This window comes from Bradyrhizobium sp. SPXBL-04 (assembly GCF_051853035.1).
In the GTDB taxonomy this organism is placed as follows: Bacteria; Pseudomonadota; Alphaproteobacteria; order Rhizobiales; family Xanthobacteraceae; genus Bradyrhizobium; species Bradyrhizobium zhanjiangense.
In genome coordinates this window covers 5100555-5119901 of the sequence record NZ_CP182472.1, presented here as the reverse complement: position 1 = coordinate 5119901, position 19347 = coordinate 5100555, and the positions used below count along the sequence as shown (strand labels likewise).

At 65.6% G+C, this 19347-nt stretch carries 18 protein-coding genes and 1 pseudogene; 7 read left to right on the top strand and 12 right to left on the bottom strand.

What is annotated here, in order from left to right; genetic code table 11:
- Positions 1 to 503: 503 nt before the first annotated feature.
- Positions 504 to 1868: an amidase gene (locus ACNJX8_RS24425; protein WP_439357051.1), complete on the bottom strand. Its 1365-nt coding sequence runs from the start codon at positions 1866 to 1868 to the stop codon at positions 504 to 506.
- A pseudogene (locus ACNJX8_RS24420) lies at positions 1865 to 3045 on the bottom strand (MFS transporter). The gene ACNJX8_RS24425 and the pseudogene ACNJX8_RS24420 overlap by 4 nt, the downstream one beginning before the upstream one ends.
- Positions 3046 to 3071: 26 nt before the next feature.
- Between ACNJX8_RS24420 and ACNJX8_RS24415 the strand changes: the two are divergent.
- A complete protein-coding gene (locus tag ACNJX8_RS24415; RefSeq protein ID WP_164934476.1) occupies positions 3072 to 3407 on the top strand; it encodes a hydroxyisourate hydrolase in 336 nt (111 codons plus the stop codon).
- On the opposite strand, the gene ACNJX8_RS24410 is transcribed toward ACNJX8_RS24415, so the two are convergent.
- Genes ACNJX8_RS24410 through ACNJX8_RS24395 form a run of 4 tightly spaced genes read right to left on the bottom strand, consistent with a single transcriptional unit; the run spans position 3408 to position 7260 of the window.
- On the bottom strand, positions 3408 to 4223 hold the full coding sequence (locus tag ACNJX8_RS24410) for an ABC transporter permease (protein WP_164934434.1): 816 nt from the start codon (positions 4221 to 4223) through the stop codon (positions 3408 to 3410).
- Entirely contained in the window at positions 4223 to 5086 is an 864-nt protein-coding gene (locus ACNJX8_RS24405; protein WP_439357050.1) for an ABC transporter permease, read from the bottom strand. Before ACNJX8_RS24405 ends, ACNJX8_RS24410 begins: the two co-directional genes overlap by 1 nt.
- Positions 5087 to 5089: 3 nt before the next feature.
- On the bottom strand, positions 5090 to 6136 hold the full coding sequence (locus tag ACNJX8_RS24400) for an ABC transporter substrate-binding protein (RefSeq protein WP_439357049.1): 1047 nt from the start codon (positions 6134 to 6136) through the stop codon (positions 5090 to 5092).
- A gap of 29 nt (positions 6137 to 6165) precedes the next feature.
- Positions 6166 to 7260 carry an ABC transporter ATP-binding protein gene (locus tag ACNJX8_RS24395; RefSeq protein ID WP_439357048.1) on the bottom strand — a complete coding sequence of 365 codons (1095 nt, stop codon included), beginning with the start codon at positions 7258 to 7260 and terminating at the stop codon, positions 6166 to 6168.
- 148 nt (positions 7261 to 7408) lie between these two features.
- Here ACNJX8_RS24395 and ACNJX8_RS24390 point away from each other — a divergent pair, with 148 nt between their 5' ends.
- Positions 7409 to 8728: an amidase gene (locus tag ACNJX8_RS24390; RefSeq protein WP_439357046.1), complete on the top strand. Its 1320-nt coding sequence runs from the start codon at positions 7409 to 7411 to the stop codon at positions 8726 to 8728.
- Here ACNJX8_RS24390 and ACNJX8_RS24385 read toward each other — a convergent pair whose 3' ends face one another.
- A complete protein-coding gene (locus ACNJX8_RS24385; RefSeq protein ID WP_439357045.1) occupies positions 8729 to 9478 on the bottom strand; it encodes an aspartate/glutamate racemase family protein in 750 nt (249 codons plus the stop codon).
- A 2-nt stretch (positions 9479 to 9480) separates the two neighbouring features.
- The gene (locus ACNJX8_RS24380) at positions 9481 to 10209 is read right to left on the bottom strand and encodes a GntR family transcriptional regulator (RefSeq protein WP_439357044.1); all 729 of its coding nucleotides are present in this window, start codon (positions 10207 to 10209) and stop codon (positions 9481 to 9483) included.
- Positions 10210 to 10391: 182 nt separating this feature from the next.
- Between ACNJX8_RS24380 and ACNJX8_RS24375 the strand changes: the two genes are divergently transcribed.
- The 5 genes from ACNJX8_RS24375 to hydA are packed head-to-tail and all read left to right on the top strand — an operon-like array spanning position 10392 to position 15169.
- Positions 10392 to 11396, top strand: a complete 1005-nt coding sequence (locus tag ACNJX8_RS24375; RefSeq protein WP_439357043.1) for an ABC transporter substrate-binding protein — start codon at positions 10392 to 10394, stop codon at positions 11394 to 11396.
- A complete protein-coding gene (locus tag ACNJX8_RS24370; RefSeq protein WP_439357042.1) occupies positions 11380 to 12231 on the top strand; it encodes an ABC transporter permease in 852 nt (283 codons plus the stop codon). Before ACNJX8_RS24375 ends, ACNJX8_RS24370 begins: the two co-directional genes overlap by 17 nt.
- Positions 12231 to 13007 carry an ABC transporter ATP-binding protein gene (locus ACNJX8_RS24365; RefSeq protein WP_439357041.1) on the top strand — a complete coding sequence of 259 codons (777 nt, stop codon included), beginning with the start codon at positions 12231 to 12233 and terminating at the stop codon, positions 13005 to 13007. Before ACNJX8_RS24370 ends, ACNJX8_RS24365 begins: the two co-directional genes overlap by 1 nt.
- A gap of 9 nt (positions 13008 to 13016) precedes the next feature.
- On the top strand, positions 13017 to 13748 hold the full coding sequence (locus ACNJX8_RS24360) for a maleate cis-trans isomerase family protein (protein WP_439357040.1): 732 nt from the start codon (positions 13017 to 13019) through the stop codon (positions 13746 to 13748).
- Positions 13748 to 15169, top strand: a complete 1422-nt coding sequence (gene hydA / locus ACNJX8_RS24355) for a dihydropyrimidinase (protein WP_439361967.1) — start codon at positions 13748 to 13750, stop codon at positions 15167 to 15169. The genes ACNJX8_RS24360 and hydA overlap by 1 nt, the downstream gene beginning before the upstream one ends.
- 37 nt (positions 15170 to 15206) lie before the next feature.
- On the opposite strand, the gene ACNJX8_RS24350 is transcribed toward hydA, so the two are convergent.
- The 4 genes from ACNJX8_RS24350 to ACNJX8_RS24335 all read right to left on the bottom strand — a co-directional run bounded on the left by ACNJX8_RS24350 (position 15207) and on the right by ACNJX8_RS24335 (position 19336).
- The gene (locus tag ACNJX8_RS24350) at positions 15207 to 16043 is read right to left on the bottom strand and encodes an ABC transporter substrate-binding protein (RefSeq protein ID WP_439357039.1); all 837 of its coding nucleotides are present in this window, start codon (positions 16041 to 16043) and stop codon (positions 15207 to 15209) included.
- Positions 16044 to 16113: 70 nt separating this feature from the next.
- Entirely contained in the window at positions 16114 to 16596 is a 483-nt protein-coding gene (locus tag ACNJX8_RS24345) for a MaoC family dehydratase (protein ID WP_439357038.1), read from the bottom strand.
- Between the two features lie 9 nt (positions 16597 to 16605).
- Positions 16606 to 18189, bottom strand: coding sequence for an acyl CoA:acetate/3-ketoacid CoA transferase (locus ACNJX8_RS24340; RefSeq protein ID WP_439357037.1), 1584 nt, complete (start codon positions 18187 to 18189; stop codon positions 16606 to 16608).
- Between the two features lie 4 nt (positions 18190 to 18193).
- Positions 18194 to 19336: an acyl-CoA dehydrogenase family protein gene (locus ACNJX8_RS24335; protein ID WP_439357036.1), complete on the bottom strand. Its 1143-nt coding sequence runs from the start codon at positions 19334 to 19336 to the stop codon at positions 18194 to 18196.
- Between the last annotated feature and the right edge of the window lie 11 nt (positions 19337 to 19347).

The window sequence follows — 19347 nt, the reverse complement described above, 5'->3', positions numbered from 1 at the left end:
AGCCACCTGGACGCGATCGTTGTACAACTGATCAGTTGTTCTTGTCGTTGACGGTATTGGCAAGAGTGCGAGTGCGATAGGCCATTCAGGCTTCGCTTGCACAGCCATTTAGTCGATTGACTCCAATACTTCCCGAACTCGTCATTCCTGCGGACTGCTTAAATTTTCCTGTGAATTCAAGACCAAGAAAAAGCGGCGGGTATCCCGTCGGCATTTGTCCGTCAGATCCGAAAAATTGTGCTTGCGGATCAACGACGAACCGTCGTTCGAAATGATAGAGTGGGAGTAGTGCGGCCTGCTGGCATCGCGTAGTTTAGCGTGGCCTAGTCGGGTTGCTCTCGCTTCCTTCGCGTTGAGAATTCTGACCGAAGTAGTGAGCTTGGCTTATCCCGACTTGGGACAGTCGCCATCAAGCGAGATGCTCATCGCTCGAATGGTTTCTCGTGGCAATGACCGCGGACCTTTCGCCGACAGATCGCGGAAACTCGCGTTGGCCGCAGGGTCTACGTTCGCAACATGGCCTCAATCTGTTGTGCGGCTCCAAGCAGCGTGCGGTCCTGTCCGCGTCTGGCAATGATTTGCAGGCCGAATGGAAGTCCGCGCTGATCCGTTCCGCACGGAAGCGAAATCGCCGGCAGGCGAGCGTGATTGGCGAAGGGCGTGAACACTGCGTGCCCGCGCGGGCTCGCAGGCTTTCCGCCGATCATGTCCGGGCCGAGCTGCATCAGCGGCCACGCGACGCATGGGACGGTTGGCGCTAGCAATAGATCAACCTTGCCAAAGAATGCCGCAAACGCGTTGGCGATTGCGGCACTGGTGCCGAGCGCAGCACCGATCTCGGCGCGAGACCAGGACAGGCCGCGCTCGATCTGCGTTGCGATGTCCGGATCGAACAGGCTCGGATTCTTGCGGAAGGCCTCGCCATAGAGGGCCGCGAGGCCAGCATGCTGGAGCGGCATGATGGCCTCTTCGGTCGCACCCGGCGGCCAGACGGGATCATGTCGGGAGATCTGCAATCCGGCAGCGGAAAGATGCTCGACGACCGAGGAAACACCGTCGGCGACGGCCTGATCGACGGCGACATCAAATCCGAGACGCGGCGAGAAAGCGACGCGCAAGTCCGAGAGCTCGCCGCTATCGCGTGCGATCGCCGCGGAATCCGGATCGCGCGGATCAAGGCCGGCCATAGCCTCGAACGCGAGCGCGACGTCGGCGACCTCTGCTGCCATCGGCGCAATCACAGACAGGCCAAAGAACGGTTCGGCAAAGCCCGGACCATAAGGGATTGCACCGTAGGACGGCTTGAAACCGACCACGCCGACATGAGCCGGCGGTCGCCGGCTGGAGCCTCCTGCGTCCGTTCCGACCGCGAGCGGCACGAGACCGGCCGCGACTGCAGTCGCCGGCCCGCCCGATGAGCCGCCCGGCGTCAGTTGCGGATTGCGTGGATGACGCGTCGGACCGAACAACTCGGAGGTGGTGATGCCCTTGCAGGCAAACTCGGAAGTCGCTCCGATCCCCACGATGACGGCACCAGCCTGCCGAAGCCGCTCGACGGCAATGGCGTCCTGCGGCGCGACGAAGTCAGCAAACAGCCGGGAGCCCTGCGTCACGCGCCAGCCGCCGACCCAGATGTTGTCCTTCACGACCACGGGGACGCCGGCGAGCGGCAGCGGCCTTCCGGCGTGCGCGCTGCGATCGACTTCGGCGGCATCCGCAAGAGTGCGCTCCGGATCGGTGGTGACGACCGCATTCAAGTCCTTGGCGGCTTCGATGCGGTCGAGCGCGGCGCGCGCGATCTCGGCCGCTGTCATCTGTCCCGCGGCGACATTGGCCGCGATGTCGCGTGCTGTCGGGAACGCTGTCATCGACCTCCCCAGATCAATGCGAGTGTGCCGCAGAAGGTGAGGCACGCCAAGGTCACGAAGGCGTCGCCAAGGCTTGCCGCGGCATCGATAGCCGAAACAAGCACCGGCGCCAGCAACAGTCCCGCATAGGATGCAGTCAGCACCGCACCCGTGGTCTCGCCAATTCTGACCTGCGGCGCAAGTCGCGCGACCTCGGCAAGGAAGACGCCGTTCCAACCGGAGGCCGTCAGACCCAACAACGCCGCAACGGCGAATTGGCCCATTCGACCGAACGAGGCTCCATCTGCGCCGAGAAGGCCGGCGCAGAGCGACATGCCCATTCCGATGACGACGAGGACCATGCGCGAAGCGTCAAAGCGCATCGCGAGGAAACCCCAGCCAAGTCGTCCGATGAGGCCACCTGCCTGCGCGCATGCGAGCGCTATGCCGCCTCGATGTGACTCAGCCCGAGTTCATGCGTGCCGAGCGTCACGAAGACGGTATTGAGGGACAACTGCATTGCACTGAACGGCATCGAGGCCAGCGCCAGCATCGCGATTCGCCGGTCTGCGGTCACCAGCGCCAGCCGCGCGCGGAGATCGAGCTTTGGCGGCGGGATGACCTTGCCGGCGTAGGCCGGCCGCAACCATTCGAACAGCGCGATCGCGAGCAGCGCGCAGAGGCCCACCACCGCATAGCACCAGGCCGGCCCGAACGCGATGGCGATCGCGGGCAGGGCCAGCGAGCCGCAGACCGCGCCGATCTGGTTGCCGGTCTGGCGTACCGAGAACACCAAGGCGCGGCGCTCGGCGGTGACGAGCCGCGACAGCAGCGCCGCGCTCGCCGGCGTTTCGGGCCCCATGGCAAGGCCGAGGCAGAGGCCCGCGGCCAGCAGGGCGGCGCTCGATCCGAGCGAAGCCAGTGCGATGCCGACGACGATGGCCGCCGCACAGAAGCTCGCGATCCGCAGCGATCCAACCCGCGCGATGAAGCCGCCGCCCCAGAAAGAGGCGGGGATGCCGACCGCGAACACCGCGCACGAGAACATCGAGAGCTGCCAGACCTCGATATGAGCGCGCGGCGCCACCACGCCCGGCGCGAACAAGGCGAGCGCCACCAGGGCCTGAAGCGCGGTCATCGCCCCCAGGGCCGGCAGCAATGCCGGTGCTGGCCGAACGGCGGTGCTTCCGTCTACCATGGCGGCGTGCTCATGGGAGGAACATGGTGGCAGGCGGCATTTCCATTCACGCGGTCGATGTGGCGAGCGGACGGCCCGCGCAGGGGCTGCGCGTCGAGATCTGGCGGATCGATCCGGATTCGGTGCGCGTCGCCGACGGACGGCTCGGCGCCAATGGCGTGCTCGATCATTCCGTTGCGCAAGGTGCCGGTGTGACGGCAGGCGAGTATGAGGTGCTGTTTCATCTCGGCGAGTTCTTTGGCGAGCGCGACGCCTTCCTGACCGTGACGCCGTTCCGCTTCCGCATCAAGAACGTTGACGAGCATTTCCATCTGCCGCTGAAATTCACGCGCTGGGGCTATTCGCTGTTCCGCGGGGCCTGATCAGTTCGTCAGCCGCCGCGACAGGCCCGTGACGCGCTCCATGACCGCTACCAGCGCGACGGTGGCGATGATCAGCACGCCCGACAGGGCGGCGATGGTGACATCGAGCTTGCCTTCGAGGTCCTGCCACATCCGGATCGGCAGCATGTCGGTTGCGGCATCGCGCAGGAACAGCGACACCGGCACGTTGTCGAAGGACGACATGAAAGCGATGAAGGCGCCCGCGATGATGCCGGGCCGGATCAGCGGCAGCACGATCCTGCGGAAGGTGTAGAGGCGGCTCGCGCCCAGCACCGCCGAGCTTTCAAGCAGGGTCGGCTCGAGCTGGGCGAGCGCTGCGACCGTGTTGCGCACGACATAGGGGACGCAAACCACGGTGTGGCCGATCACCAGCGTCAGCAGCGACACCGGCAGGCCGACCAGCGAAAACAGCATCAGGGCGGCGAGGCCGAAGGCAAGCGCGGGCAGCACCAGCGGCGACATGAAGAGGGAATCGAGCAGCCGCGCCGACAGCGTGCGCGATCGCGAGATCGCGAGCGCCGCGGCGACGCCGAGGGCGACGGACAGGCCGGTCGCCCACAGTGCCACGATCAGGCTGTTCTTCGCGGCGAAGTGCAACTGCCAGGCATTCCACAGCTCGGCGTACCAGCGCAGCGAATAGCCCGGCGGCGGGAAGCGCAGCGAGAAGCCGCTGGTGAAGGAGACGATCAGCACCACGAGCGAAGGCGCGATGATGATAACAAGCGCGATCACGGCGATCACGGTCATGACGAGCTCGAAGCTGATCGCCTCCCAGGTGCGCTTGCGGCCGCTCATCAGGCGCCTCCATAACCGCGCGACATGCGGCCGAGCGTGGTGAAGACCGAGACCACCGCGAGCACGGCGAGCAGGAAAATGATCGAGATCGCGGCCGCGAACGGCCAGTTCTGCAACGTCGAGGCCTGCTGGTAGAGATACATCGGCATGAACAGCATCTGCCCGCCGCCGATCAGCGACTGGGTGATGAAGGCAGTGATCGCGGCGGCATAGGTCAGCGTGCAGCCGGCGATGACGCCGGGCAGAGACAGCGGCAATACGACGCGGAAGAAGGTGCGCCAGCTTCCGGCACCGAGCGAGCAGGAGGCATCGTCGAGATTGGGATCGATGCGGCCGAGCGCGGTGATCAGCGGCAGCGTCATCAGCGGCATCTGCACCTGCGCCAGCGCGATCACCACGCCGAACTGGGTGTACAGCAGCTTTACGGGTGTATCGATGATGCCGAGCGATTGCAGCGTCGCATTGATGATGCCCTGGCGTCCGAGGATGACGATCCAGGCGAAGGTGCGCACCACGACGCTGGTCAAAAGCGGAAGCAGCACGATCAGGATGATGATGGTCTGAAGCTTTGGCCCGACCCGCTGATACAGCCAGGCGATGGGAAAGCCGAGCACAAGGCACACGGCCGTCACCTCCGCCCCCAGCAGCAGCGTCGAGCCGAGCACGCCGAGGCTGAAGGGATCGGTCAGGAAGTGCAGATACTGGCCGAGCCCCCAATGGAGCCCGGCCGTGTCGTTGTGGAGCGAGAGCCAGAGCAACTGCAGCAGCGGTGCGACGAAGAAGACCAGGAAGAACAGCGCCAGCGGCGCTGCCAACCCCATTCCGTAGGATGTCACGTCCCGTGATGCCGGTGCTGCGCCCATAGCTTAGATCTTGATCTCGCGATTGAAGCGCTCGATCCAGGCCGAGCGCTGCTCGTTGATCTTCTTCCAGTCCTGGAACACGAATTTCTTCTTCAGTTCAGTGGTGTCCTTGGCGAGCACGCGCGCGATCTCGCCGCCCATGGTGACCTTGGAGTTGGTCGGCACGATCAGATAGGGCGGGTTCATCAGTGTGGTCTGCACCTCCGGCGTCAACGCCGCCTCGATCAGCTTGAAGGCAAGCTCGCGATTGGGCGAGTTCTTGACGATGTGGATCGTGGTCTTGAAGGCGATGGCGCCTTCCTTCGGCGCCACGAACTCGACCGGCACGCCGCGCGCTTTCAAGATCTGGATGGCGTTGAAATTGCCGGGCGAGATGTCGATCTGGCCCTGCTGGAACAGGGTCGCGAGCGCGCCGGGATTTGCGGCGACCGCGGCGAGATTGGGCTTGAGCTCCTCCAGCGCCTTGAAGCCAGGATCGACATTGGTCTCCGAGCCGCCGCGCATCTTGGCGATCTCGACCAGCCAGCCGGTGCCGAGCGTCGAGTTGAGATTGGTGATGCCGACACGGCCCTTGAACTCCGGCTTCCAGAGATCGGCCCACGAGGTCGGCGGCGTCTTGACGGCTTCCGGATTGTAGGTGAGGCCGACGACCTGGAAGAACGGGGCAGGGCCCATCGGCTCCTGCGCCTCGGCGATCAGGTCCTTGTAACAGGCGCTCTTCTCGACAGGATAGGGCTCGACCAGATCCTGGCCGACGGCGACGAGCGCGGGACCGGGATCGTGCAGCATGACGTCGATCGGCGGATTGGCCTTGGCGGCGTTTACCTTCGCGATCTGATCGACCGAGAGCATCGGATCGAGCACGATCGCGGCATCCGCATTCGCTTTCCGGAACGCCGGCACCAGCACGGCCTTGTGGGCCTCCTCCCAGCTTCCGGTAAAGGTCGCAAACACCAGCGGGCGAGCCTGGGCAAAGCTCATCCCGGGAAACGCCTTCATGGCGCCGAGTGTGAGGGCGGTCGTCATCAGGCTTCGGCGGTTCAGGATCATGTCGAACTCCCTATGGACAAGACTAAAATCTAGAGCGTTGCGGGAAAGGCATTGGCGAGCGATGGCGCGAGCGGCGCGAGGCGCACCGCAGCGCCATTCTCCAGCGCGCGCGTCTCGCCGATGCGCGCCTGGGAAACCTTGACGCCGGAGCCGTCGGCGGTGGTGATCTCGTGCACGACAGTGGCGCCAAGCGGCAGCGACATGCCGACTACGCCGGCAAAGCCGCTCTCGTCGCCAACGAATTGCAGATGCTCGGGGCGGATGCAGACGGTGACGCGCCCGCCTTCGGTGAGGGCGCCTGCTGCCGGCCGTGCGATGATCTCCGCGCCGGCATCGAGGCGCACTTTCGCGGCCGTGCGATCTGCGGAGACCACAACACCGGGCATGCGATTGGTGGAGCCGACAAAGGCGTTGACGAACAAGGTCTGCGGCCGGTCGTAGACGTCGGACGGCGTGCCGAACTGTTCGAGCTTGCCGTGGCTCAGCACCGCGACGCGGTCGGCCATCGACAGCGCCTCTTCCTGGTCGTGGGTCACGATTAGCGTGGTGATGCCGGACACGCGCTGCAGGCGCTTGACCTCGATCTGCATGTCCAGCCGCAGATTCTTGTCGAGCGCGGCGAAGGGCTCGTCGAGCAGCAGGATCGACGGCTTGATCGCGAGCGCGCGGGCGAGGGCAACGCGCTGCTGCTGGCCGCCGGAGAGCTGCCGCGGCAGCCGCTCGGCCATGGTCGGGAGCTGCACCAGCTCCAACAGGCGCTGCGCCTCGCGCTGGCGCGTGGCCTTGTCGATGCCGCGGGCGGCGAGGCCATAGGCGACGTTCTCGCTGATCGACAGGTGCGGGAACAGCGCGTAGTTCTGGAACACGATGCCGACCGCGCGCTTGTTCGGCGGCAGCGCATCGACGATGTCATCGCCGATGATGATCCGCCCTTGCGTCTGCGCGATGAAGCCGGCGATGATGCGCAAGAGCGTTGTCTTGCCGCAGCCGGAGGGGCCGAGCAGGGCGATGATCTCGCCGCCCTTGATGTCGAGATTGATGTTCTCGACCGCAAGCGCTCCACTCGGATACCGGTGGGTGACCGCGTCGACGACGAGCGATCGGCCGCTTGGCGCATCAGCCATGGTGTTGCCTCCCGTTGCCCCAGAAGAGAAAGCAAGTCTCGTGCCCGTCATGCTCGCCTTTCGATGCGAGGTTTGGCATTGTGGGGCGATGACATCGATTTGCGAGCTCTCGGCCACAACTCTTGCGCGCGCGATTGCGAAGGGCGAGTTGTCTTCGCGCGACGCCGTCGAGGCGCATCTGGCGAGGATCGCTGACCGGGATCCGCAATTGGCGGCATTCGTGACCGTTGATGCCAAAAGCGCCCGCCGCGCCGCGGAAATTTGTGACGGTGCGTCCGCACCGGTCGGGCCGCTGCATGGCGTGCCCGTCGCGATCAAGGACCTCACCGACACCGCGGGGCTTGCGACCACCTACGGATCGGTTCTGTTTCGCGATCACGTTCCAGCCGAAGACGATCTCGTCGTTGCGCGGCTGCGTCGCGCCGGTGCAGTTATCCTGGGCAAGACCAACACGCCCGAATTCGGCTTCGGCGCGGTCTGCACCAACAAATTGTGCGGGCCGACGCGCAATCCGGTCGATACCGCGCTGACCTCCGGCGGATCGTCCGGTGGCTCCGCCGTTGCAGTTGCTGCCGGCATGGTGCCGCTCGCGCACGGCACCGATTTTGGCGGCTCCGTGCGCACGCCCGCCAGCTTCTGCGATGTCGCCTCGATCCGACCCACGCCTGGCCGTATCCCATCGCCGCGCCGTCCGCTCGGCTGGGACATGCTGGCCACCCACGGTTTCCTCGCCCGCGGCGTTGACGATCTCGAACTGGCGCTGTCGGTCTGTGGGGGCGGCGACGCCAACGATCCGCTCTCGATTGGCATTGCCGGTGAAGATCCGCTGCTCACGGGGCGTCCCCGGATCGCAGTCACGCCCGATTTCGGCGTCGCGCCGGTGTCGCGCGAGGTGCGTGCGCGCTTCACTACGGCCTGCGACATGCTCGCGGGCGTGGCCGCCGTCGTGCCATCTTCGCCAGACTGCAGTGGTGCGATCGAAACCTTCCGCACGCTGCGCGCCACGCATATTGCTAACAGCTATGGCGAGCTGCTGAGAACCCGCCGCGCCGAGCTCACGCCCACGGTGATCTGGAATATCGAGGCGGGCGCAAAACTCTCCGCCGAAGATTATCTCAACGCCGAGCGGCGCCGCACCTCGATCTATCGCAGCTTTCGCGAGTTGTTCACGTGCACTGATTTCCTGGTTGCGCCGGCGGCGTCCGTATTCCCCTGGCCGAACGAGATCAGCGACGTCGCCGCGATCGACGGCGTGGAGCTGGAGACGCCGATCGACTATCTTGCGGTCACCTTCATCGTGTCGCTGGTCGGTTTCCCGGTCCTGACCTTGCCGGCGCGACGGGGGAAGAATGAACTGCCTTTCGGAATCCAGATCATCGCGCCGCCCGCTTGCGAATCCCGCCTGTTTGCCTTCGGCCGTATCCTCGAGAACGAACTGGGCTTTTCGCATCGCCGGCCGCCTCTCTGATCAGCTGTCGCGATGCTCGAGCCGGGCGGCAAGCGCGTCGGCAAGACCGATGGTCGGCTTGGCGGCGGGCCGGCGGAACGTGCCCGCGGTCGCCTTGCGTAGGCGCAGCGCATGAAGCGCCTCGGCCTGCTTCACCGAGGCGACGACCTGATCGACCACGGGGACAGGGATCCGGTCGGCGACGCGCTCGGCAAGGCCGGACAGCGGGGCGCCGGCAAAGATCAGTACATCGGCCTCGTCCTCGACGATGGCGCGCTGGGCGAGCTCGACCAGCACGTCTTCCTTCTCGATGCCGACCTCGGAGATCGCCTGGAACGGCGTATCGAGCATGCGGATGCCGGCGCAGCGCTCCCACAATCCGTGGGCGCGGACGCACTCCTCGTACCAGGGGCCCAGCGTTTGGGCGAAGGTGACGATGGCAAAGCGGCGTCCAGCCATGCAGGCGGTCAGCATGGCTGCTTCCGCCATGCCGATCACGGGGATGTCGAAGGTCTCGCGCGCGGCGAACAGGCCGGGATCGCCGAAGGCCGCGATGATCGCGGCATCGACCTTCTTGTGCTGCTCCGCCAGCATCTCCAGCGCGATGGCGCCGCCGATCTGCGCCTCGGTGCGCGTTGCGATATAGGGCACGCCGCGGGTCGCGGTGCAGGGGATCAGCTCGGTGCCTGATAAGGCCGCGCGCTGCCCGACACCCAGCATCAGCTCGGTGACTGCGGTGCTGGTGTTGGGGTTGAGCAGCAGCAGCTTCATGATTACGCCGCCGTCCGCTTGGCCTGAGAGGCGGCGAGGACTTCGAGCAGCGCCGTGCCGGTCCGCGCAACGTGGGCGCCGAGCAGGCGGCCGGCGGCTTCGCCGTCGCGCGCCTCGAGGGCGGCCAGGATATCGGCGTGCTCGTCGACCGAATTGCTCCAGCGACTGTCGGCGCCGAGCGCGAGATAACGCGCACGTTCGGCGCGCGAGATCAGTGTCTCGTGCGCCTCGCGCAGCGGCGTGTTGCGGGCCATGCGGACGATGGTGTTGTGGATCTCGCCGTTGATGGCGAAATAGTCGTCGAGCTTGCCGCTGCGGTGATGACCTTCCATCCGGGTCTGAAGCGTGCGGAGGCGGGCGAGATCACGCTCGGTCGCGCGCTCCGCGGCGAGCTCGGCGGCCAGCCGCTCGATGCCGGCCAGCGCTTCGAACAGCTCAGAGATGCCGTCGATCGCGATATCGGCGATGCGCGGGCTGCGGTTCGGGCGCAGCTCGATCAACCCTTCCGCCGCCAGCACCTTCATCGCCTCGCGCAAGGGGGTGCGCGACACCCCGAGCTCCTTCGACAGCTTCGTCTCCTGGGTCTGCGATCCCGGGGGCAGCTCGCCGCGAATGATCATCGTCCGCATCCGCGCGGCGGCGCGCTCATGCAGGCCCATCCGCTTGAGTTTAGGCGACTTTCGTCCCTTCGGCGCTTCCGATTTTGGCTGCACGCGTGCCTCACTTCTCATGTTGATCCTAGCCGTTTCCGGCCCTTTTGCTTGCCCAAAATATCGACGTATCTCGCTGAAAACAATGGCATAGCGCGCAAATTGTATGCAGCATGCAAAAACCGGATTGCGCTGCGGCGAAGGGCGGCGGATGATCGTTTCCGACGCGCGAGATCCCGCGCGCCTTCGAAACGGAGTAAGCGATGCGGACGAGTTTGCGACTGGGCCTCGTGGTGATGGCGGCGGTGCTTGGCGGAAGCGAGATCGCCTCGGCGCAAGTCCCGAAGATCAAGCTCGGCTACGCCAAATGCGCGCACTGCCTGCCGATGTCGCTGGTCCCCGGGTTGGCCAAGAACGTCGAGGTCGAGGCCACCGGCTTCAACTCGGGCAATGACGTGCTCACCGCGCTGGTGTCGAAGAGCATCGACGTCGCGCAGGTCACCTACCTCCACTACATCACCGCGCTCGACAAAGGTTTTGACGTCGTCGCCGTATCGGGCCAGATCAATGGTGGCTCGGAATGCCTGTCCTCGGCGAAGCTGAGCCTTCCGCCTGAGGACTGGGCCACGTTCAAGACGACCGTTGCGAAGGCGAAGAGCGACGGTCAGCCGCTCAAGGTCGCGGCGTCCCGCGGCAATGCGCAGGACATCCACATGCGCGGCGCGTTCCTCAAGCAGGGCGTCGATCCCAACAAGGACATCCAGTTCATCAACATCCCCAATCCGTCCGACCATCTCGCCGCGCTCCAGCGCGGCGAGGTCGACATGATCTGCTCGGTCGAGCCGTTCGCCTCGCAGATCCGGCTCGCCGGCGCCGGCAAGCATTTTGTGCTGCCGTACGAGCAGGCTGCGGGAAATCTCACGAATCTGATCGTCACGCGTTCGGATGTGATCGCGGGCCAGCGCGCCGGCGTCCAGAGTGTTGTCAGCGCCGTGGTCGAACTCGACAACAAGCTGATCGCGGACAAGGGGCCGTGGGTCGAGGTCATCAACAAGCTCACCGGCCTCGACAAGAATGTCGCGACCGAGGCGCTGAAGAACGCTTCGCCCGATCCTGCGATCCATCGCTCGCAGACGCTGGCGATCGCCGCGATGATGCGCGACCTCAAATACATCTCCAAGGACGTCTCCGCCGAAGCGGAGAAGAACATGGACTATTCGTTCCTGGAGCAGGCCACGGGAAAAACCAAGAATGACCTCGGTTACTGACGTCTCGCCCGCAAGGCCGCCGTTCCGGCTGACGCGGGCATTCCAGGGGCTCGAACGCCTGATCGTGCCCGTGCTGCTGATTGCGGGTTGGGAAGCCTTCGCCCGCAGCGGCATGCTGCCGCCGGCGCTGCTGCCGGCGCCGAGCGCGGTGCTGCATGCGCTCGGCGACTGGGTGTTTGGCTTCGATGAGACCACGCAGACCTATACCGGGCACTGGCTGCGCGATGCGCTCGCCAGCGCCTTGCGCGTGTTCGGCGGCTTTGCGCTGGCAAGCCTGCTCGGCATTCTCGCCGGCGTCGCGATCGGCTGGTCCCGCCTGTTCGAGAAGACGCTGGAGCCGACGCTGCAGATGCTGCGGCCGATCCCACCGGTATCCTGGATTCCGCTGGCCATCATCTGGTTCGGCATCGCCGACAAGCCGGCCATCTTCCTCGTCTTCCTTGGCGCCTTCTTTCCCGTCCTGATGAACAGCATCCACGGCGTGAAGACCGTGGATCATAATCTCGTCCGCGCTGGCGCGATGATGGGCGCCAATAGCCGCCAAATGCTGACCGACATCGTGCTGCCGGCGGCGCTGCCGTCGATCTTTGCCGGCCTGCGCATCGCGGTCGGCTCGGCCTGGATGCTGACGGTGACGGCCGAGATGGTCGCGGTGAAGAGCGGCCTCGGCTACGTGCTGTGGGATTCCTATTACTTCCTGCGCTACGACATCGTGCTCGCGGCGATGATCTCGATCGGGCTGCTCGGCTATCTCTCCGATCTCGGCCTCAAGGCGATCATGGGGCGCACGCTGCGCTGGCAGCAGACCACCACCGTGCAGGGCAGGGCGGGCTGATGGCGGCAATCGAGCTTCGCAACATCGTCAAGGTGTTTTCTGACAAGCGGCGCGGTCGCGACCTGTTGACGCTGGACAACATCAATCTCGACATCGGGGCCAATGATTTCGTCTGCCTGCTTGGCCCGTCCGGCTGCGGCAAGTCGACACTCCTGAACATCATCGCCGGCTTCGAGCAGGCGACCTCCGGCCGCACGCTGGTCGACGGCAAGCAGGTGAAGCGGCCCGGCTCGGACCGCGGCGTGGTGTTCCAGCAACCGACCCTGATGCCGTGGCTGACCGCGATCGACAACATCGCCTTCCACCTCAAGCTCAAGGGCGTCGCCAAGGCCGAACGGCGCGACCGCGCCATGGAGTTCATCGATCTCGTGGGCCTGCGCGGCTTCGAGCACCATCATCCCTCCGAAATGTCCGGCGGCATGAACCAGCGCGTCGGCATTGCCCGTGCGCTGCTGATGAACCCGAGCGTCATCCTGATGGACGAGCCGTTCGCTGCGCTGGACGCCCAGACCAAGCTCGAAATGCAGGAGGAGCTGGTCGCGATCTGGCAGAAGCGGCGCTGCACCATCGTGTTCGTCACCCACAGCGTCGACGAGGCGTTGGTGCTCGGCAACAAGATCGTGGTGATGACGAAGCGGCCGGGCCGGATCCGCGAGGCCGTCAATTTTGACTTGCCGCGCCCGCGCGACATCACGGGTCCTGAGTTCAACGATGCCAAGCGCCATATCCTGGCTTTGATCCGCGAGGAGTCGACGCGCCTCGCGCAGGCGTCGTAAGGTGTCGCCATGCGCAAGCGTCTCGGCATGATCACGCCGTCGTCCAACTCGGTGCTCGAGCCCGTCACCAGTGCGATGCTGGCGGGCGTCCCTGGCGTCACGGCGCATTTCTCGCGTTTCCGTGTCACCGAGATCGCGCTCGACGCAGCGGCGCTGAGCCAGTTCGACGCCTCGGTGATGCTGCCGGCGGCGGATCTGCTCGCCGACGCCAAGGTCGACGCCATCGCCTGGAACGGCACGTCCGCGAGCTGGCTGGGCATCCAGCGTGACATGAGCCTGTGTGAAGCGATCAAGGCGCGCACAGGCGTGCCGGCGACGACGTCGACGTTGGCCTGCATCGACGCGGCGCGCGCGCTGCAAGCCAGACGCGTCGGCCTGGTCTCGCCTTACACGGACGACGTGCAGCGCCGGATCGGACACGTCTGGGCCGAGGCGGGCATCGCTCCGCACACGGAGCGGCATCTCGGCCTGCGCGACAATTTTTCCTTTGGCGAGGTCGAGCCGAGGGTGATCGCCGGCATGATCCACGCCGTCGCTGCCGAGGGCGCCGATGCCGTCGTCATCCTCTGCACCAATCTCGACGGCGCGGGGCTTGCGGCCTCGCTCGAACGGGAATTGGATATCGCCGTGCTGGACTCGGTCGCAGTGACGCTATGGCGGACCCTCAGCCTCGCCGGCGGCGATATCAACACCCTTTCAGAGTGGGGCCGGATCTTCGGGACAGCCCCAGTCATCAGGTGATGGAGACGGCAGTGACGCAGCTCGATCTTGCCATCCGCGGCGGCACCATCGTGACGGCCAGCGACGAGTTTCGCGCTGATATCGGCATTCGGGACGGCCGTATCGTCAGCATTGCCGACAACGTCGATGGCGCGGCACGCGAGATCGATGCGACGGGGCTGCTCGCGCTGCCGGGCGGCATCGACAGCCACGTTCACATTTCGCAGCCGTCGGGACCTGACGTGGTGATGGCCGACGACTTTGCGTCGGCGACGCGCGCTGCTGCGGCCGGCGGCAACACTATGGTGCTGCCCTTTGCGCTCCAGGAGAAGGGCACCTCGCTGCGCGCCTGCGTCGAGGACTACCGCAAGCTCGCTGCGGGCGAGTGCTACATAGACACGGCGTTTCACCTGATCATCTCTGATCCGACAGCCGTCGTGCTCGGCCAGGAGCTGCCGGCCCTCGTCAAGGACGGCTACACCTCGTTCAAGGTGTTCATGACCTATGACGATCTCGTGCTTAGCGACAAGCAGCTGCTCGAGGTGTTCGATGTGGCGCGTCGCGAGAAAGCTCTGGTCATGGTCCATTGCGAGGGCTACGACGCCATCCGCTTCCTCACCGCGAAGCTGGAACGCGACGGCCAGATCGCGCCCTATTATCATGGAGTGTCACGTCCGCAGGCTGTCGAGCGCGAGGCGACGCATCGCGCCATCAGTCACGCCGAGATAGTCGGCGTGCCCATCATGATCGTTCACGTCTCCGGACGCGAGGCGATGGAGCAGGTGCGCTGGGCGCAACAGCGCGGGTTACCCGTGCATGCCGAGACCTGCCCGCAATACATCACGCTCACGGCCGACGATATGAAGGGCCTGAACATGGACATCACCGGTGCGAAATATGTCTGCTCGCCGCCGCCCCGTGATGTCGAAAGCCAGCAGGCGATCTGGGAAGGAATCACGACCGGCGTGTTCCAGACGTTCTCGTCCGATCATTGCCCGTTCCGCTACGACGATCCCAGGGGCAAGCTGACGCCGAACGCCCGCACCTCGTTCCGCTGGGTGCCGAACGGCATCCCCGGCGTCGAGACGCGGCTGCCGATACTGTTCTCCGAGGGCGTCTCGAAGGGACGCATCACGCTGCAGAAGTTCGTCGAACTGACCGCGACCAACCACGCCCGCATCTACGGCCTCTATCCGCGCAAGGGCTCGATCGGCGTCGGCTTTGATGCCGATATCGTTCTCTGGGACCCCAATTTGAAGAAGCCCATCCGGCAGGACGATCTGCATCACGGCTCAGACTACACGCCATGGGAAGGGTTCGACGTCACGGGATGGCCGGTGACCACAATCGCCCGCGGCCGGGTGGTCTGTGACCAGGGACGGATCGTCGGAGCCAAGGGCGCAGGCGAAGTGCTGAGCCGGGGCAGGTCGAGCCTGATCTGATTCGACACGCCGCCAAGTGGCGTGTCGGTGCCTGCCGTCAATTCGTCGGCCCGTCGCCGCGGATCGCGAACGTCGTCCCCTTCAGCTTGGTCATGCCGAATTTGTCGAACAGCTTGTCGTAGGTGCCGTCGGCGCGGATCGCGGTGAGCGCATCGGCGACGGCCTGGGCGAGCTGCTTGTCGCGGAAGGCGAAGGTGATGTCGGTGCCGGCGATGTCGCGGACCCAGATCTTGGCGATGCCCTTCTGCTCGAGCGAGTTGGCGGTCTCGTTGATGTTGAGCGCGGCCTCGAGCTGGCCGGCGCGCAGAGCCGCCGAGGTCGCGGTGACGGTGGTGAAGGTGCGCAGCTCGATCGGCTTGAGGCCCTTGGCCTCCATCGCGGTACTGAACTCGCGCGCCTTGCGCTCGGTGTAGGTCGCCGATTCCACGCCCACCACGCGGCCGGCGAGATCCTCGAATTTTTCGAGCTTCAGGCTGGAGGAGGGATCGGTGTAGATGCTGATCGCCTGCTGCGCGTAAGGCACGAGGTAGAGCATCTTGGAGCGCTCCTCGGTCCAGAACAGGCCGGTGTTGATGGCATCGAACCGGCCGGAGCGCAGCGCCGGGATCATCGGCGGGAAGTCCATGCGCAGGAAAACCGCCTCGACGCAGATGCGCTTGGCGATCTCGCGGGCGAGCTCGACATTAAGGCCCTGCAACTCACCCTTGTCGTCGACGAATTGCTGCGGCGGCAGCGTCGGGTTGATCGACATCTGCCATTTCGGCGCCTCGATCAGGCTCGACGCCGGCACTTTCGGCGTGCAGGTCTGGGCGCCGGCCGCCTGCGTCAGGCCGACCAGAAGGACGAGGGCGGAGAAGATTTTGGGAAATCGCATCTGAATACTCCGATCAAATCTTGGGTGGCAGAGGAGCCGTTCTCCGGTCCGCGTCTTCTTCATTGTCTCGTCATGTGGCCGCCGCAGCATCAGCTCGCCGGGTCAGGATCAGCGAGATGTGGCGCGCCGCGGTCACCACCTCGTCGCGCTGGTTGAGGAGGTCGAGCGTCTCGACGACGATGCCGCGCGCGGGGTTCTTGGTCGGCCGCTTCTCGACGAAACGAAAGCGCACGCGCAAGGTATCGCCGGCGACGATGGGCCCCCTGAACTTCACCTCGTCCCAGCCGAGCGAGGCGACCGAGGTCTCTTCATATAGCTTGAGCTCCGACTTCAGCCCCTCCATCAGCGACAGGCCGTACAGCCCGTGGCCGATCACCGCGGGAAAGCCGCGGGAGCGCGCGTAGGCGCCATCGACATGGAGCGGATGATGGTCGCGCGTGACGTCGGCGAAGGCCGCGATGTCGGCTTCCGTCACGGTGTGCACGGCGGTCTCGAACTCCGCGCCGAGCGCGATATCTTCGTAACGGAGATTGATCGGGCCGCTGGCGTTCATGCTGATCCCTCAGGCAACCTTGCGTGGCCGCGCCGGCAGGGCATTGAAGGTTTGCGCGATCCCCATCGGCCCGGAGCGGAAGATGCGCGGGTCCATGTCCTTCAAATGCGGGCTGATGTGCGGCTTGAAACCCATATGGGCGAGGATGTCCTCCTCAAGCCGCGCGCCCGGCGCGACTTCGGTCAGGGTCACGCTGCCGTTCTCGAGCTCGAACACGGCGCGCTCGGTGACGTAGCTGACTTGCTGGCCGCGCTGTGCCGCCAGCGACGCGCTGAAGCTGATCTGGCCCACTTGCGGCACGAATTTGCGGAAGGCGCCGTCGCGACGGATCGCCAGGCGGCCGTTCTCGACGCCGATGTCGAACTTGCCGCCGGTCATGGTGCCGCTGAAGATCAGCCGCTTGGCGTTCTGCGTGATGTCGATGAAGCCGCCGGAGCCGTCGTGGCGCTCGCCGAAGCGGGTGACGTTGACGTTGCCGGCTTCGTCCACCTCCGCGAAGGAGAGGAAGGCGCAAGAAAGGCCGCCGCCATCATAGAAGTCGAACTGATAGGCCTGATCGAGAATGACGCGTGGATTGATGGCGGTGCCGAATTCGCGCGCATGCCCGGGCACGCCGCCGACCACGCCGGACTCCACCGTCAGCGTGATCAGGTCGGAGATGCCTTCCTCGGCCGCGACATTCGGGATCATCGCCGAGATGCCGACGCCGAGATTGACGACGTCGCGCGGGCGTAGCTCGAAGGCGGCGCGGCGGGCAATCACCCGGCGCTCGGTGAGCGGATCGGGCGTAATCATCGCCACCGGGACGCGCGTCTCGCCGCAGCGTGCGGGGTCATAGGCGGTGCCGTAGGTCTGCATCTGCTCGGGCTCGAGCACGACGTGGTCGATCAGGAAGCCCGGGATCTTCACCATCTGCGGATGGATCGAGCCGCGCTTCACGATGCGCTTGACCTGGCAGATCACGGTGCCGCCGGCATTGTGCACGGCCTGTGCGATCGAGAGATCCTCGCGCGTCGTGCCTTCGTGCTCCATGCTGATATAGCCGTCCTCGTCGGCCGAGGTGCCGCGGATGATGGCGACATCGGGCGGGGCGGGCACGCGGTAGAGCAGCCAGGACTGGCCGTGCAGCTCGAGTAGGTCGACCAGCGGCGCGGTGGTGCGCTTGTTCATGCGCCCGCCGTCCTGCCGCGGGTCCATGTAGGTGGTGAGGCCGACATGGGTGAGCACGCCGGGATGTTTCGCCGCCATGGCGCGGCAGAGCTGGCTCATCACGCCTTGCGGGAAATTGTAGGCGTCGATCAGCTCGTCGCGGACGAGCCGCATGAACGGCACCTGAAGCCCGAAATTGCCGCCGATCACGCGCGCGATCAGGCCTTCATGGGCGAGATGGCAGAGGCCCTTCTCGGAGACGGCGCCGACGCCGGTGATGTTGATCAGCGTCAGATCGTGTGGGCCCTGGCCGCCGAGGAAGCGCTGCTCCAGCGCGTCGAGGATGGCTTCGGCAGCACCGGTGCCGCCATTGCCGCCGACGATCAGCGTGTCGGTGTCGCGGATTAGGCCCGCGGCTTCTTTCGCCGTGATGATGCTCAGCATGCCCTCACGCGGCCTCCTTCTCGACCTGGCGGGCGATGATCAGCCGCTGGATCTGGTTGGTGCCCTCGTAGATCTGGGCGAGGCGCACGTCGCGGAAGATGCGCTCGATGCGGTATTCGCGCGAATAACCGTTGCCGCCGTGGATCTGCAGCGCGTTGGAGACGTGCTTCATCGCCATGTCGGTGGTGAACAGCTTTGCCTGCGCCGCCTCCTTGGCGATCGGCTCGCCGGCATCGTGCAGGCGCGCGGCGTGGTGGATCAGGAGGCGCGCAGCGGCGATGTCGGTCGACATATCCGCGAGCATGAACTGCACCGCCTGGAAGCCGATGATGGCCTGGCCGAACTGCTTGCGCTCCTTGGCATAGGCGGTCGCATCCTCGAACGCAGCCTGCGCCATCCCGAGCGCCATCGAGGCCATCATCAGCCGGCTGAAGTTGAAATTGCTCATGGCCATCTTGAAGGCCTGGTTCTCCGGCCCCATTACGCTGTCGGTGGGCAGGCGCACGTCGGAGAAGGTGATCTGGCAGTCGTCGAGGCCGTGCATGCCGAGCAACTCCTCGTTCTTGCCGCGGGCGATGCCAGGCAGTGCGCCGTCGACCAGCAGGCAGGAGATGGCGCGGTGGCCGGCATCCGCGCCGGTGCGCGCGAACACCATGATGCGGTCGGCGACGCCGCCGAGCGTCACCCAGGCCTTGGTGCCGTTGAGCCGCCAGCCATTGCCTTCGCGCAGCGCATTGGTGCGGATACCCGCGACATCGGAGCCGTGATCGGGCTCGGAGACGGCGGTGGCGGGAATGATGTCGCCGCTCAGGATCTTCGGGATCAGCGTCTTGTGCGCCTCGGTGCCGTGATGGTCGAAGAACAGTACGGCCTCGACGGGGATCGCGAAGGCGTTGGCGACCGCGCCGGAGCAGCGCGCCAGCTCCTCCATCGCGATGCAGGCCGCGACCGCATCGAGCCCGGCGCCGCCGGCGCCTTCACGCAGGCAGATGCCGAACAGGCCGAGATCGGCCATGCCCTTGTAGAGGGAGCGGTCGAAGCGGTCCTCGCGATCGATCGCGGCCGCGCGCGGCAGGATCTCCGCTTCGGCGAAGCGGCGGGCTGTGTCGCGGAGAGCCTTCTGGTCTTGGCTGTAGAAGCGGTCCATGGCGTGCTCCG